A 15,098-nucleotide genomic window follows, 5' to 3' on the forward strand; every position below is an offset into this window, starting at 1 on the left:
GGCGGCGCCCGTCGGTTTCAACGGTTTTCACCCAGAGAGGAGCACCACCATGAAGAAGAATCTGCTCGTATCCTGCGCGCTGCTCGCGCTCGCCGTTCCGTTCGCCGCGCATGCGGCCGGCTGCGGCAAGCCGCGCAGCGCGTTCGACCAGGTGTACTGCAGCAGCAACGAATTCTCGCAACTCGATCGCGAGCTGAACGACGAATACGGCCGCGTGCGCAAGCAGTTGAACGGTGAGCAGCAGGCGAAGCTGAAGACCGGGCAGCTCGCGTGGATGAAGCAGCGCGACGATCGCTGCAGCGAGACGCGCGACGACGGCTACCTCGTGAACCTGCAATGCGCGATCGATGCGACGCAATCCCGCCTGTCGTTCCTGCGCGAACGCGAGCGCGAGTGCGCAAGCACCGGGTGCGTGACGGCGAAGCTTGGGGAGTAACCGCCGATCGGGTACCGTGCCGTGAGTCGATTCGCGGCACGGCGCCTCCTTTCGCGCACTATCCAACATTCGACAATCCGATCGCATATCGATGACATCGAACATGACAACGATCGACATCCGCGCCGCAACGTCCATCGATGCATCGGCCATCGCCGACATCCACGTCGCATCGTGGCGCGCCACCTACCCCGGCATCGTGCCTGCCTCGTACCTCGACGGTCTGTCGGTCGAACAGCGCACCACCGTCTGGCGCGAGGTGCTCGACGCCGGACAGTCACGTGTCGCACTCGCGTTCACGGAAGGCGAGCTCCGGGGCTGGATCAACTATGGTCCGACGCGCGACACCGACAAGGATTCCACCTGGGGCGAAATCGGCGCGATCTATCTGCATCCGTCGCATTGCGGCCGGGGAATCGGGGCCGCGCTGGTCGCCCATGCGCGCCGATCACTGCACGACGCGGGGCATGAATGGGTGTCGCTGTGGGTGCTCGTCGAAAATCATCGTGCGAAGGCGTTCTACGAACGCGAAGGTTTCGTTGCCGAACCCGATACCAAGACGTTCGAGATCGACGGTGTGCCGATCGAGGAAATCCGCTATTGGCGTGCGCTTCCCTAGCGACGCATTCAGTCCGTGTTCCATCCGTTTCCCGTCGGGTTGCCGCCGCGTCGCGGCGACGTCACGCACCACGCCATCACAGAAACCACCGATACTCCCGCGCTCCGATCTCGTTGCGAAAATCCAGCTCCTCCTGCCGCTTGTTTTCGCAATACACCATCACGAACTCACTGCCGAGCCCTTCACGCACGCCCGCGTGATCCTGCATCGCCGCGACGGCCGACAGCATCTCCTTCGGAAAATCGATCCCGCTGCCGCGATCGTCGTTGAGCGGCGCGATCGGCTCGAGCCGTGCGTCGAGCCCGTGCTCCATCCCGCTGAGAATCGCCGCGAGCACGAGGTACGGATTCGCGTCCGCGCTCGCGAGCCGATGCTCGATCCGCAGGTTGCACGCGTCCGAGTCGGGAATCCGGATGCACGCGTCGCGATCCTCGAAACCCCAGCTTGCCCGGCTCGCCGCATTGACCATCGACCCATAGCGCCGGAACGCATTGTGATTCGGCGCGAACACCGGCATGCAGTGCGGCAGCAGCGCAAGGCAGCCGGCCACCGCGTGCCGCAGCGGCCGCTGCGCGTCCGCCGCGAGCAGGTTGCGGCCCGCGTCGTCGTACAGGCTCACGTGCACGTGCATCCCGCTGCCCGGCGCATGCAGATACGGCTTGCCCATGAAGCTCGCGCGATAGCCGTGCCGCAACGCGACGCCGCGCGTGCTGCGGCAGAACAGCGCCGACCAGTCGGCCGCGCGCAACGCGTCGTCGGTATGGCCGAAGTTGATCTCGAACTGGCCCGGCCCGAGTTCGGCCGTGATCACCGTCGCGTCGACGCCCTGCTCGCACGCGGCCTCGACCATCTCGTGCAGCACGTCGGAAAACCGCGACAGCCGTTCGATGTGCATGTTCGGCTGATCGTCGCGGTCGTCGCTCAGGCGATCGCGCGGATACTGCGGCATCCCGTCGGCAAGCTGCGCCGCGAACAGGTAGAACTCGAGCTCGAACGCGACGACCGGTCGAATGCCGCGCGTCGCGAACCGCCGCAGCACGCGCGCCAGCACTTCGCGCGGCTCGAACTCGATCGGCGCATCCGTGCCGTCCGAGCTGATCAGCATCTGCGCGAGCGGCTGCCGCTCCCAGCGCACCGGCTTCAGCGTGCCGGGAATCAGGCGTCGCGGCGCATCCGGATCGCCGTCGTTGAAACAGTAATCGCCGATCTTGTAGAGGCCGCCCTGCGTGCCGAGCAGCACGCAGTTCTGCGGCAGCTTCAGCAGCGAACCGGAGGCAACCTTCTCGAGCGCATCGATCGGATAGCGCTTGCCGTAGAAATGGCCCGGCAGATCGAGACAGATCAGGTCGACATAACGGATCTCGGGGTGCGCCTGCCGGAATGCGCGGACTTCATCGACCAGCACGGGAACGACGTCAGCCATGTCTCATCCTTTCCATGTCTTGTATGGCGGTGCCGCGACGCGGCGAACCGGACTCATCGGCATGCGGTACGTCACATGCCTGATGTCGATCAGTACTGCAAACCGGCTGAACGGCACGACGCCCGCTCGGGCCGCCGCCGTAAAACTCAGGTGAACACCCAGATCACGCGCGCCGGTACATCGCCCAGGTTCGCGTACCGAAACCGCTTGTGCGCGGGAAGCTGGAATGCGTCGTTCGGGCCGAGCGTGACGGGTGTGTCGTCGCCGTCGATCCAGATCGTCAGCTCTCCTTCGAGCACGAATCCGCCCTGCTCGTCGCTGTCGTCGACGGAGCGCTCGCCGCTGCTCGCGCCGGGCGCGAGATGGCTCTCCAGGATCGAAAACCGCGAACGCATGTTCGGCGACACGAGGATGTCCGTGATGCCGGCCGCGTAATACACGGTGCGCCGCTCGTCGGGCCGCGTGACCCACGGCACGCTGCGCGGCTTGCTCAGGCTGTAGAAATACGTGGTCGGCACGCCGAGCGCCTCGCCGATCGCGGTGAGATCCGCGACCGTCGGGCGCGACAGTCCGCGCTCGACCTGCGACAGAAAACCGACCGAGCGGCCGATCCGTTCCGCAAGCTCGTTGAGCGTGACCTTGCGATGCTTGCGCAGATCGCGGATCAGGATCGCCAGACTTTCTATTTCTTCCTGTTCGTTCATGATGGATTCCGGTGCGTCAGACGGTGTCGCGCAAACGGTACCAGGCCTTGCCGATCGCTTCGAGCGGTGCGGCGAGACGGTCGCCGCCGGGGAAGCGCGGATTGCGGATGCGCTGGTACTGCGCGAGCAGGCAATCGTCACCGAGCACGGCATCGGCGACCGCGCGCGCGCCGGCGAGCGTCGGCAGCACGCCGTGCCCCGAGAAGCCCTGTAGCCAGAAACGCTGGCCGCGACGGCCGATGTCGGGCGTACGTCGCATGCTGATGTCGATGTGGCCGCCCCACGCGTAGTCGAGCGGTACGCCAGCCAGTTGCGGAAATACGCGTTCGAGGTGCGGGCGCGTCGCGGCCGCGATGTCGGCCGGAATCCCGCCGAGATACGTGCAGCCGCCACCGAACAGCAGGCGGTTGTCGGGGCTCAGGCGGAAGTAGTCGGGCACGAACTGATTGTCGATCACGCAACTGTTGCGCGGCAGCAGCGAGCGCGCGACGTCCGGTGCGAGCGGTGCCGTCGCGACCTGATACGTGCCGACCGGCAACAAGCGGCGCGACAGTTCAGGATCGAGCCGGTCGACATACGCGTTGCATGCGAGCACCAGCACGTCCGCGCGCACTTCGCCATGCGCGGTGCGGGCGACGTGACCACCGGCCGTCTCGCGCCAGTCGAGCACGCGGCTTTGCTCGAAGATGCGGCCGCCGGCCTGCTCGATCGTCCGCGCGACACCGAGCGCGAGCTTCAGCGGATTCAGATGGCCGGCCTCGGGATCGTAGAGCGCGGCGAGATAGCGCGCACTGCCGATCCACTCGGGCATCTCGTCCTGCCCGATCACGCGCAGGCGGTCGTAGCCCCAGCGCTGCGCCGCCTCGTCGCGCGCCTGCGCGAGCATCGCGACGCGACGGGGCCGCACCGCGGCCCACAGGCTGCCGGGCCGGTAGTCGACGTCGAAGCCGTGCCGCGCGGGCAATTCGCGCACTTCGGCCGCGGCCCAGCGCATGGTGTCCCACAGCACGCGCGCGCCGTCGCGGCCGAGCGATTCCTCGAGCGGCTGCATGTCGCAGGACCAGCCGAGCAGCGCCTGCCCGCCGTTGCGGCCCGATGCGGCCCACGCGACGCGGCTCGCCTCGAGGACGACCACGCGCTTGCCCGCGAGCGCGAGCCGCAATGCCGTATGCAGCCCGCTGAAGCCCGCGCCGACAACCAGCACGTCGGCGTCGATGCGTTCATCCAGTCCGGGCCGCTGCGGAATCGGCGCCGGGTAAGTGCCGGCGTAGTAGCTTGCGACGTGACGGTCGGACTGCACGAACATGCGGACTCCCGTGAAATTCTCGCTTGATAATTTCATGAAAAATTAGCATGGCAATTTCACGAGGGCAAGGGGGAAAGCGATCACATTGCCACTTCGGGCGGAGCCTGGCGAAACAGCCGCGTAATCCAGCACAAATACATCAGCCCGAGCACGAACCATGCGATGCCGAGGACCAGTGCGGCCCGCTCGAGGCTCACCAGCAGCCAGATGTCCGATACCGCTCCGATGACCGGAAACACCAGCCCACCGAATACCCCGAGCCTGCGCTCGCCGTGATTGCCCGACAGATAGACGCGAATCACGCACAGGTTGACGGCCGTGAAGGCAAGGAACGCACCGAAGTTGATGAACGACGTCGACGTGGCGACGTCCAGCTTCAGCGCGATCAGGCCGACCACACCCGCCAGCGCGATGTTGATCGCGGGTGTGTTGAAGCGCGGATGAATGAACCCGAAGACGCGCTTCGGCAGGATTTCGTCGCGGCCCATCGCATACAGCAGCCGGCCGACACTCGCCTGCGCCGAGATACCGGACGCGAACTGCGCGAGGATCAGGCCGGCAAGGAACACCGTCACGAACAGGTCGCCCCCGATCATCTTCGCGACTTCGAACGCGGCCGAATCCGTGTCCTTGAATTCGACGCCCGGGTGCGCGAGCTGCATCGTGTAAGCCGCAATCACGAAGATCGCGCCGCCGATCAGCGCAATCAGCAGGATCGCGCGTGGCATGTTCTTTTTCGGTTCGACCGTTTCCTCGGTCAGCGTCGACACCGCGTCGAAACCGAGGTACGAATACGCGGCGATCGCGGCGCCCGCGATCGTCGCGCCGAACGGCACGTGTGGCTTGAAGAACGGCTCCGCCATCGCGATGCCGCCCGGACCGGCCACGGCCGACGCATAGTGCCAGCACAGCACGACGAACATCGCGACGATCGCGAGCTGCACGACCATCAGCACGATGTTGAAGCGCGCGGCGAGCTCGATGCCGACGATGTTCAGGCCGCTCGTCAGCACGATGAAGGCGACGATCCAGATCCAGGTCGGCACGTGCGGAAACGCGGCGTTCAGATACGCTGCTCCGATCAGCCAGATCACCATCGGCAGGAAGAAATAATCGAGCAGCGTCGCCCAGCCGATCATGAAGCCGAGGTGCGGGTTGAACGTCTTGCGCGTGTACGTATAAGCGGAACCGGCGGTCGGATAGAGCCGCGCAAGCTTGCCATAGCTGAGGGCGGTGAACGCGATGGCGATCAGCGCGAGCAGGTACGCGAGCGCGGCCGTGTCGTCGCTGGCCTTGGCGAGCACGCCGTAGGTACCGTAGACGATCAGCGGCGCCATGTAGGCAAGGCCGAACAGCAGGACGGACGGCAGGCCGAGCGTGCGCTTCAGGCCTGGCGATTGAAGGGATGACGACGCTTGCATGTTATCTCCTGGGGCCCGCGGGGGCCGATACGAATGCCTGTGTGCCGTCGGGCCGGCATCTCGAGGGAACGAGCACGCACGCGCGGCGATTGGCGCCTGCGCGATATCGTTGATGAGGGTGAAGCCGGCTTATTCGCCGCGCTGGCGCGTGTCGATCGCGAGCGCGCGATGTCCGTCCGCCTGTTCGAGCGGCGCGAGACCGAGCGGCACGCGCGCGTCGTGCAGATAGCTGTAGTGTTCGCGGCTCGCTTCGAGGCGCGTCAAGTCAAGGCTCACCGGAACAACCGCCTCGTCGCGGCCGAGTTCGAGCGCGGTTTCGCCGAACGGATCGACGAGCGCGGAGAGCCCCGCGAACGTCAGGTCGTCGTCGCCCGATCCGCAGCGGTTCACCATCACCGCAAACATCTGGTTCTCCATTGCACGCGCGGCGATCGCGCGGCGATGCACCGGGCCGAACGGGTCCATGTTGCCGTTGGTGACGATCAGCAGATCGGCGTCGAGCGCGCCGACGGCACGCGCCGTTTCGGGAAACTCGATGTCATAGCAGATCAGCAGGCCAACCGTCAGGCCGTTCCAGACGCAGGTCGCGAAACGGTCGCCCGGCGCGAACACGCCGACATCCGACGCCCACAGATGGGTCTTGCGATAGCGCAGCGCGATGTCTCCGTGCGCGTCGACGAGCACCGTGGTGTTGTAGAACTGTCCGCCATCGCGTTCAGCGAGGCCCACCGCGACGGCGACGCCCTTCTGCCGCGCCGCGGCGCGTACCGCCGACAACGCGGAGCCGTCGAGCGTCTCTGCGACGTCGGCGACGTTGTCCCGTGTCGGAAAGCCCGACAGCGTCGTCTCGGGGAATACGACCAGCTTCGTACCGCCTGCCGCATCGACGCGCCCTATCGTGTCGATCACCTTGCGCGTGTTGTGCGCGACGTCGCCGTCGATCAGCGAGAGTTGCGCGAGTTCTACCTGCATGAAATCGTCTCCTTCCAATAACCTTTCAATTGCGTGTCGCATGCACTGTCCTTTCGATGCGGTGCTTCACCCGGCGAAGCCCCACCGGTATCGCGCCCGTTCGAAGTGAGGCCGATTATCGGGTTATTATTTTTGGCCTGAAATTCCCCACCCGGGTTACCCTGACCGGAGGACACGATGGACCTCGAATGGCGAGATCTCGCTTTTCATCGGGAGATTGGTTCAGCCATCGACGCCCTCGATGGCCCGCATTTCTGGGCACGCCTCACGCGGGTGCTCGAGCGGCATCTCGATTTCGACAACTGGGTCGCGCTGCGTTTCGCACGCGACGCACCGCCGCTCGTGCTGGCCGAGCAGGCCATGCCGGACGGCAAGATCGACCTGATGTTCCAGGACTATCTGGCTGCGCTCTATCAGCTCGATCCGTTCTATCTCGCCGCGTTCGAAACGCAGGCGTCGGGCTTCTACACGCTCGCCGACGTCGCGCCGGACAATTTCCGGATGACCGAGTACTACCAGCGCTACTTCAAGAAGAACATCGTCGGCGACGAAGTGCATTTCAACGTCGTGATCGACCGCGATCACACGCTTGGCTTGTCGCTCGGCAAGACGAGCAAGTATGACGATCGCGAGATGGCGCTGCTCACGCTGTACACGCCGTGGGTGTTGTCGCTGATGCAGCAGCGCTTGCGCTTCGAGACGTTCGTCGCGCGGGAGACGCCGCGCGCGACCGAGGGCGAAGCGCCCGACCCGCATGCACGCTTCGGGATGCTGACCGGAAAGAACGGTCGCGGCGCGTTGACGACGCGCGAAATCGAAGTGGCGATGTTGTCGTTGAGCGGATTCTCGTCGCGCGCGATCGGCGACAAACTGTCGATCTCGTTCGAGACCGTGCGCGCGCACAAGAAACACATCTATGCGAAGCTGGGTGTCGGTTCGCAGTCCGAGCTGTTTGCATTGTTCTACGATCGCGGCCGAACCGGCGAGGCCGCGTAATTCGCGTTTCGATGCAACGGCACGGATAATTGCGGGCGCACTGCCCGAATCGCGTGGAGCGTGCGCGCCTCACCGCCGGCGCGGTGATCCGGGACGACGGCACGATCGTCTATCCGGACGTCGAACGCGATGCGCGGGCAGAAGACGCCGCCGCGCGGCCCGCCCCGTGACGCGACACCGATCGTGCGCGCGATGCCGTCACGGCATGAACGCGCGCGGGCGCGTCAGGCCCGATGCAATGCCCACGGCGAGCGGCCGTGCCCGCTGAGCACCCGATACGCGGCCCGCGCGCCCCGCTTTGCGCCGCGACGATCCTGCATTACCATCGAGCGTCCACCGCGCGTACCCGCGCGCCGCGCCACTTCCGCACTCCCGCATCAATGCTCGTCCTCATCACCATCGCCGGCCTGTGGGCCGGCCTGCAGAACGCCCTCGCGGGCGGCGGCTCGTTCGTCACGCTGCCGGCGCTGATCGTGTCGGGGATGTCGCCGCTCGCGGCGAACATCACGTCGACGGTCGCGCTGTTTCCCGGCCAGGTCACGACGGGCTGGGCGAGCCGGAACATGGTGCGCGGCGCGGGCAAGTTGCCGTTTCGCGCGCTGTTCGCGATCAGCGTGGTCGGCGGCGCGCTCGGCGGCCTGCTGCTGCTGAAAACGCCGTCGTCGATCTTCTCGCACCTCGTGCCATGGCTCGTGCTGTTCGCGACGGTCGTGTTCGCGTGGGGCAGCTTCTTTCGCAAGCCCGGCGCCGACACGCAGCATATCGGCCCGGTCACGGCCGCGATCTCGCAATTCCTGATCGCGATCTACGGCGGCTACTTCGGCGGCGGCATCGGGTTCCTGATGATGGCCGCGCTGACGATGGCCGGCCTGGCGCCGCGTCACGCGATGTCGACGAAGAATGCGCTCGCGGGCGTGATGAACGCGTCGGCGGTCGTGCTGTTCGTAACCTCGCCTCACCTGCACTGGCGCGAGGCCATCGCGCTCGGCGGCGGTGCGATCGTCGGCGGCCTGCTCGGTGCGTGGGCGATGCACCGCGTGAACGAGCGCGTGCTGCGGATCGCGATTGTCTGCATCGGCGCCGCGCTGACCGTCGGGCTGTTCGTCAAGCCGATCTGACGTACGCGCGCCGTCAGCCGCGATGCATTCGCAATCGATGGGCACGCGTGCGTGCGCCGTGCGACGGCGGCGTCACGCATCCGCCTTGATGTCACAGCGGCTTGCGCGCCCCGCGCTTGATGCCCGCCGCAGCCCGGTGCGCTCAACCAAACGGCCGCACGCCGATCAGGAGGCCGTGCAGGAACAGCGCGAAGACGGCCCATACGACGAGCCCGGCGACGATCGTCACGACATCGCCCGACAGCCTCCCGGCCGGATAACGGACGCCGTTACTGCGATCGCGCGCACGCCACACGACGAAATCGGCCAGCGACCACACGAAGAATGCACCGAACAGCACGACCGCGTGCAACGTGCCGTTCGCGAGCAGATGGGCGACCGCCCACACCATCACGCCGGCCACCATCGGATGGCCGACGAGCGTCTTGATGCGGTTGCGCGGCACGTAGGCCGCGGCGATCAGCACGAAGGCGATCGCGGTCAGCATGCCGGTGAGATGGCGAACGCCGACGGGCGACACCCACAGCAGCGTTCCGCCCTGGCGCGCGATCCCGTAACCCCAGATGATCAGCACGAAGCCGACGATCGACGCGAGCGCATACGGGCCCTTCCAGCGTTTCTCGCCGATCCGCTCGATGGTTGCGGATCGCCAGCCGTCCGCGAAGATCCGAATCGAATGCACACCGAGGAAGATCGCTAAACCGAAAATCAGGACGAGCATCGGTTGTCTCCGTCTGGAACGATGAGTGGGGAATCAATCGCGCGGCTTTCGACGTGCCGTTCGCGAAGCCGGCAGCGAGACCGGCGCGGGTTGCGCCGGGCACGGGCGCAATCGCGCCGATCATAAACGCCGAGGCTGCCGTTGTGAAGCAGGCGGACCATGCAGTGCGTCGAACCCGGCGCCTGCACGCACCCGACGTGATTCGAATGCAAGGAAAAAGAAAATACGCCGTCGTACGCGGGGCGCTACGTGCGCTTACGCGTCGTTTCCGGTTTCGGCGCCGGCTTCGACTTCGGTCGTGCCTTGCGCTTCGGCGCACCGGCAAGCAGTGCGGCACGATACGCACCGCGACACCAGTCGAACAGCGCACCCGCGTCCTCGAGCACGTCGGCCGGCGTTTCGTAATAGCCCTCGAGTGCGACGGTGCGCGTCGGACGCTCATACGAGAACGGCCCCATCCCCGCCGCGACGAACGCGGGACGGTTCACGTCGTCGACACGCAGGAACAGCGACCCGCGCGACATGAAACCGAACATCACGCCGTCGAGTCGCATCGCGGCACCGCTGAAGAACCGCACGACCTGTACGTTGCCGAGCGGCGCGAGCCGGTACGCGATCTCCTCGCCGTGCGCCTTCTCCGATTGCCAGCTCATGCGGCCTCCGTGCAGCGTAGCGTCCACATGTCGAGTTGCGCGTCGTCGAAGCCGACGGCCGCCGCGCTCTCACGGATCTGCCGCCACGTCGCGCGATCGACCGGAATGCCGTCCGCGCCGCGCGCGGCGCGGCTCGCCTCCTCCGGCTCGCCGGGCATCCGCACCGGCGCCTCGCCTGCCTGCGGCGACGCCTTCGCCCATTCGACGAACGCGTCGGCTTCACGCTGCGCATCGGCCGCGTCGAATGCGTTCGGATCGATCAGCACCGACAGCATTCCATTGACGATCGCGCTCGTCTTCTGCAGCGTGCCGCCATGCGTCGTATGCCCGCCGACCAGCGCGCCGCCGAAGATCTCGCACATCGCGGCCAGCGCATAACCCTTGTGCAGTCCGAACGGCAGCAGCGAACCGAACGGCTGCTCGTGCATGACGGCCGGATCGTCGGTCGGCTGTCCGCGATGATCGATCAGCGACCCGGCCGGTACGCGCTTGCCCTGGTTGTAGGCCACCCGCGTCTTGCCGTAAGCAATCGCGCTCGTCGCGAAATCGAGCAGCAGCGGCGGCCGGCCCGCGCGTGGATACGCGGCGCAGAACGGATTCGTGCCGAAACGCGCATCGGTGCCGTGCAGCGGCGCGACGAGCAGGTCGCCCGGCACGTTGACGAAATGGAACGACACGAGCCCCGAGCGCGCGCACTGCTCGGCCCAGTGCCCGATGCGGCCCAGGTGATGGACGTCGCGCAGCCCGATCGCGCAGATGCCGATGCGCCGCGCGCGCTCGATCCCTTCGACCATCGCCTCGAACGCGATCACCTGGCCGAAGCCGCGCCCGCCGTCGATCGTCAGCACCGCGCCGCCGTCGCGGACGATCGACGCGTGCCCGTTCAATTGCAGTTGGCCCTCGCGCCACGACGCCACGTAGTTCGGGATCATCCCGATCCCGTGCGAATCGTGACCCGCCAGATTCGCGCCGACCAGGTGATCGGCGACGAGCGTTGCCTCGCGCGCACTGCTGCCGGCCCGCTCCCAGAGTGCCGCGACGAAAGCGTGCAGCGGTTCGGCGCGCATGCGCAGCGGGTCGGTATTGGCGGTCGGCAACGCGGTCATCGGCAAGGCTCCGTGAGATCGTCAGGAATGCGGTTGATTCCGTTCGGCGCGGCAGCGCGAACGCTCAGCGCGCGGACGCGATCACGTCCGCCACCGCCGCGGTCAGCTTCTTCGCGTACGGCACGTGCAGGAACTCGTTCGGGCCGTGCGCATTCGACTTCGGCCCGAGCACGCCGCACACCATGAACTGCGCGGACGGGAAGCCGGCCTGCAGCACGTTCATCAGCGGGATCGTGCCGCCAAGGCCCATGTACGCACAGTCCGCGCCGAAATGGCGGCGCGACGCAGCGTCGAGCGACGACGCGAGCCACGGCGCGAGATCCGGCGCGCTCCACCCGGTCGCCGCGCCCGCATCCGGCTTGAACGTGACCTTCGCGTTGTACGGCGGATCGAGTTCGAGCAGTTCCTTCAGCTGCTGCACGGCCTGTGCGGCGTCGACCAGCGGCGGCAGGCGCAGCGACAGCTTGAACGCGGTGCGCGGACGCAGCACGTTGCCCGCGTCGGCGAGCGCCGGCAAGCCGGCCGCGCCCGTCACGGACAGCGACGGACGCCACGTCGAATTCAGCAGCGCCTCGCGCGGATCGGTCGTGGTCGGCAGCACCGGCTTGCCGTCCGCGCCGCATGCCCACGGCAGGCCCTTCCACACGGCGTCGCCAAGGATCGCGGCGGCCGCGTCGGCTTCGCGCACGCGGCTGTCGGGAATCTCGCAATGGAACACGCCCGGCAGCAGGTTGCCGTTCTTCGCATCTTCGAGGCGCTCGAACAGCTGGCGCATCACGCGGAAGCTCGACGGCGCGATGCCGCCGAACACGCCCGAGTGAACGCCTTCCTCGAGCACCTCGACCTGCAGGTCGCCGGACACCAGCCCGCGCAGCGACGTCGTGAGCCACATCTGGTCGTAGTTGCCCGCGCCCGAATCGAGGCACACGACGAGCGACACCTGGCCGAGCCGGTCGCGCAACGCGTCGACGTACGGCAGCAGATCGTAGCTGCCCGACTCCTCGCAGGTCTCGATCAGGCCGACGCAGCGCGGCCGTTCGACGCCCTGCTCGTCGAGCGCGCCGAGTGCCGCGAGGCTCGCGTAGATCGCATAGCCGTCGTCCGCGCCGCCGCGGCCGTACAGCTTGCCGTTCTCGAACTTCGGCGTCCACGGGCCGAGGTCCGCGCGCCAGCCGTCGAATTCGGGCTGCTTGTCGAGGTGGCCGTACAGCAGGATCGTATCGGTGCTGCCGGAGCGCGTCGCGGGCGTTTCGAAGAAGATCACCGGCGTGCGGCCGGGCAAGCGCACGATCTCGAGCTTCAGGCCCTTCACCGGCTGGCGTTCGGCCCACTGCGCGGCATCGGTGACGACGCGCTCGAGATACCCGCGCTTCGCCCAGTCGGGGTCGAATGCGGGACTCTTCGCGGGGATCGCGATGTAGTCAGTCAGTGCGTGGAGAATTTCATCGTTCCACTTGCGCTCGACGAAGGTAACGAGCTTGTCATGGTCGAGGACGGGGGTAGTGTCGACGGAGGTCATGGTGGCGTGCCTGGATAGGGCTGACGAAAGTTCGGATGATACGCCGATGGTTTGCGCGCGGGGCCCTTTCCCCGACCGTTTCCGGGCCATTCCGGGCGCGGTTCGCGGTGCCGCCCGAGCGTGCCGCCACGCCGGCGCATGCCCGCTTCCCGCGCTCGATTCGGGAGCGGATTCCGCGACAGCGCGCTTTTTAATGCACCCAATAATCGCCAACAAATTCAATCATAAACGCGCACATTATTTACCTCACACCATGATTTAACCGGTCGGTCAAAAAATCGATTATTCACCCACGCCGACTCGACCGCCCTCTAGACTTACCGGGCCTCCGCTCCACCGCCCTGCCAGCCTCGATGCGGCTTGAAATCGATTCCGCGCCGCCATTCCCGGCTTTCGATTTCAATGACATCCGTCAACATTTAACTCATTAAATTTCAACGTTTACCATTACCTGAAATCATTAACGAGATAACATGGCGTCGTTCAATAAAACGGCGATCCATTTTCGGAAAACGTCGAACCGGCGCCGGGCCGCGCCACCTCAACCGCATCACGTCCATTCAAGGAGCCTCGCATGTCCGATGCCAGCTCGTCCTCCCCCCGTTCCACCGCCGCGCCAGCCGCGACCGCCGCGCCGAAAATCGGCGTCATCCCCGCCACGCTGATGGTCGCGGGCAACATGATGGGCTCCGGCGTCTTCATGCTGCCCGCAAACCTCGCGGCCACCGGCGGCATCGCGATCTTCGGCTGGCTGATCACCGTCGTCGGCGCCGTGTCGCTCGCGCTGGTGTTCGCGAAGCTCGCGGCGATCGACCCGGCCGCCGGCGGCCCGTATGCGTATGCACGCAAGTCGTTCGGCCCGTATATCGGCTACCAGACCAATCTGATCTACTGGCTCGCGAACGTGCTCGGCAACGTCGGCCTCGCGGTCGCGGGCCTCGGCTATCTCACGCACTTCTTCCCGATGCTGCGCGACCCGCTGGTCTTCGCGCTCGCGCAGATCTTCGTGATCTGGCTGTTCACCTACGCGAACATCCTCGGGCCGAACGTGGTCGGCCGCGTGCAGTCCGTCACGACGATCTTCGCGCTCGTGCCGATCCTCGGCATGGCCGTGTTCGGCTGGTTCTGGTTCAGCAAGGACGTGTACCTCGCCGGCTGGAACGTGTCCGGCACGAGCAGCTTCGGCGCGATCGGCGCGACGCTGAACTTCACGCTGTGGGCGTTCATCGGCGTCGAGAGCGCATCGGTGTCGGCCGGCGTGGTCGAGAACCCGTCGCGCAACGTGCCGATCGCGACCGTCGGCGGCGTCGTGCTCGCCGCCGTCTGCTACGTGCTCAGCTCGACCGTCATCATGGGAATGATCCCGAACAAGGCGCTGCTCGCGTCGAGCGCGCCGTTCGCGGATGCCGCGCGCCTCGCGCTCGGCGACACCGCCGCGAACGCGGTCGCGATCTGCGCGGCGCTCGGCTGCCTCGGCTCGCTCGCCGGCTGGACGCTGCTGGTCGGCCAGACCGCGAAGGCGGCGGCCGACGACGGCCTGTTCGCCGGCGTGTTCGCGCGCGTGAACTCGAAGAACGTGCCGTCGGCCGGCCTCGCGATCGTCGCGGTCATCATGTCGGTGCAGGTGCTCGCGACGATGTCGCCGAGCGCGAGCGAGCAGTTCGGCAAGATCGCGTCGATCGCCGTGATCATGACGCTGCTGCCGTACATCTATTCGTGCATCGCGATCAAGGTGCTCGGCTACGGCAAGATGCCGTCGCACCAGTTCACGTTCTATACGATCGTCGGCCTGATCGGCGCCGTCTACGCGCTGTGGGCGATGGTCGGCTCCGACGGGCAGCAGACGCGCTGGTCGCTGATCTTCGTGATCGCAACGATCGTGTTCTACGAGCTGTCGATCAACCGCCAGCGCGAAATCGAGGAAACCCATGTCCATCCGGGCGGCCGCTCGCCGCGCTGGGTGCGCTATCTCGCGCTCGGCGTCACCATCGTCGCGCTCGTCGCGACCTTCTGGATCTCCGTGGGCCGACACAAGGCCGACGTCCTTCACGCACGCTCGCCGGCCGCGGGCGTCCAGGCAACCCAGCAAACGGGGGAATAACCC

At 66.6% G+C, this 15,098-nt stretch carries 14 protein-coding genes and 1 pseudogene; 6 read left to right on the forward strand and 9 right to left on the reverse strand.

Annotation, left to right across the window (positions count from 1 at the left end):
* Positions 1 to 49: 49 nt before the first annotated feature.
* Positions 50 to 436: a lysozyme inhibitor LprI family protein gene (locus HW466_RS20010; protein WP_059449486.1), complete on the forward strand. Its 387-nt coding sequence runs from the start codon at positions 50 to 52 to the stop codon at positions 434 to 436.
* A gap of 91 nt (positions 437 to 527) precedes the next feature.
* The gene (locus HW466_RS20015) at positions 528 to 1,055 is read left to right on the forward strand and encodes a GNAT family N-acetyltransferase (protein ID WP_151006258.1); all 528 of its coding nucleotides are present in this window, start codon (positions 528 to 530) and stop codon (positions 1,053 to 1,055) included.
* Positions 1,056 to 1,131: 76 nt separating this feature from the next.
* Here the strand turns inward: HW466_RS20015 and HW466_RS20020 are convergent, their stop codons facing one another.
* The 5 genes from HW466_RS20020 to HW466_RS20040 form a co-directional block, all read right to left on the reverse strand.
* Positions 1,132 to 2,478 carry a glutamine synthetase family protein gene (locus HW466_RS20020; RefSeq protein WP_151006259.1) on the reverse strand — a complete coding sequence of 449 codons (1,347 nt, stop codon included), beginning with the start codon at positions 2,476 to 2,478 and terminating at the stop codon, positions 1,132 to 1,134.
* 146 nt (positions 2,479 to 2,624) lie between these two features.
* Entirely contained in the window at positions 2,625 to 3,182 is a 558-nt protein-coding gene (locus HW466_RS20025) for a helix-turn-helix domain-containing protein (RefSeq protein ID WP_059449483.1), read from the reverse strand.
* A 16-nt stretch (positions 3,183 to 3,198) separates the two neighbouring features.
* The gene (locus HW466_RS20030) at positions 3,199 to 4,488 is read right to left on the reverse strand and encodes an NAD(P)/FAD-dependent oxidoreductase (RefSeq protein WP_174905618.1); all 1,290 of its coding nucleotides are present in this window, start codon (positions 4,486 to 4,488) and stop codon (positions 3,199 to 3,201) included.
* 80 nt (positions 4,489 to 4,568) lie between these two features.
* Entirely contained in the window at positions 4,569 to 5,909 is a 1,341-nt protein-coding gene (locus tag HW466_RS20035) for an APC family permease (protein WP_059769185.1), read from the reverse strand.
* A gap of 129 nt (positions 5,910 to 6,038) precedes the next feature.
* Positions 6,039 to 6,881 carry a carbon-nitrogen hydrolase family protein gene (locus tag HW466_RS20040; protein ID WP_151005073.1) on the reverse strand — a complete coding sequence of 281 codons (843 nt, stop codon included), beginning with the start codon at positions 6,879 to 6,881 and terminating at the stop codon, positions 6,039 to 6,041.
* 177 nt (positions 6,882 to 7,058) lie between these two features.
* Here HW466_RS20040 and HW466_RS20045 point away from each other — a divergent pair, with 177 nt between their 5' ends.
* The 3 genes and pseudogenes from HW466_RS20045 to HW466_RS20055 all read left to right on the forward strand — a co-directional run bounded on the left by HW466_RS20045 (position 7,059) and on the right by HW466_RS20055 (position 8,995).
* Complete coding sequence (locus tag HW466_RS20045; RefSeq protein ID WP_060022502.1) at positions 7,059 to 7,877, forward strand: response regulator transcription factor; 819 nt, start codon at positions 7,059 to 7,061, stop codon at positions 7,875 to 7,877.
* 47 nt (positions 7,878 to 7,924) lie between these two features.
* Positions 7,925 to 8,047, forward strand: a pseudogene (locus HW466_RS20050) (DUF488 domain-containing protein); the annotation flags it as partial.
* A 210-nt stretch (positions 8,048 to 8,257) separates the two neighbouring features.
* Positions 8,258 to 8,995 carry a sulfite exporter TauE/SafE family protein gene (locus HW466_RS20055; RefSeq protein WP_151005071.1) on the forward strand — a complete coding sequence of 246 codons (738 nt, stop codon included), beginning with the start codon at positions 8,258 to 8,260 and terminating at the stop codon, positions 8,993 to 8,995.
* 142 nt (positions 8,996 to 9,137) lie between these two features.
* Here HW466_RS20055 and HW466_RS20060 read toward each other — a convergent pair whose 3' ends face one another.
* From HW466_RS20060 to HW466_RS20075, 4 genes are all read right to left on the reverse strand, one after another.
* A complete protein-coding gene (locus tag HW466_RS20060) occupies positions 9,138 to 9,716 on the reverse strand; it encodes an NnrU family protein (protein WP_060127996.1) in 579 nt (192 codons plus the stop codon).
* A 245-nt stretch (positions 9,717 to 9,961) separates the two neighbouring features.
* Positions 9,962 to 10,369, reverse strand: coding sequence for a TfoX/Sxy family protein (locus HW466_RS20065; RefSeq protein ID WP_059447108.1), 408 nt, complete (start codon positions 10,367 to 10,369; stop codon positions 9,962 to 9,964).
* Positions 10,366 to 11,475: a malate/lactate/ureidoglycolate dehydrogenase gene (locus tag HW466_RS20070; RefSeq protein ID WP_151005069.1), complete on the reverse strand. Its 1,110-nt coding sequence runs from the start codon at positions 11,473 to 11,475 to the stop codon at positions 10,366 to 10,368. The genes HW466_RS20065 and HW466_RS20070 overlap by 4 nt, the downstream gene beginning before the upstream one ends.
* 64 nt (positions 11,476 to 11,539) lie before the next feature.
* Positions 11,540 to 12,994: a M20 family metallopeptidase gene (locus HW466_RS20075; RefSeq protein ID WP_059506616.1), complete on the reverse strand. Its 1,455-nt coding sequence runs from the start codon at positions 12,992 to 12,994 to the stop codon at positions 11,540 to 11,542.
* Between the two features lie 574 nt (positions 12,995 to 13,568).
* Here HW466_RS20075 and adiC point away from each other — a divergent pair.
* Positions 13,569 to 15,095, forward strand: a complete 1,527-nt coding sequence (gene adiC / locus HW466_RS20080) for an arginine/agmatine antiporter (RefSeq protein ID WP_059544160.1) — start codon at positions 13,569 to 13,571, stop codon at positions 15,093 to 15,095.
* Positions 15,096 to 15,098 lie beyond the last annotated feature (3 nt).

Source organism: Burkholderia territorii, from assembly GCF_902833055.1.
Lineage (GTDB): Bacteria > Pseudomonadota > Gammaproteobacteria > Burkholderiales > Burkholderiaceae > Burkholderia > Burkholderia territorii.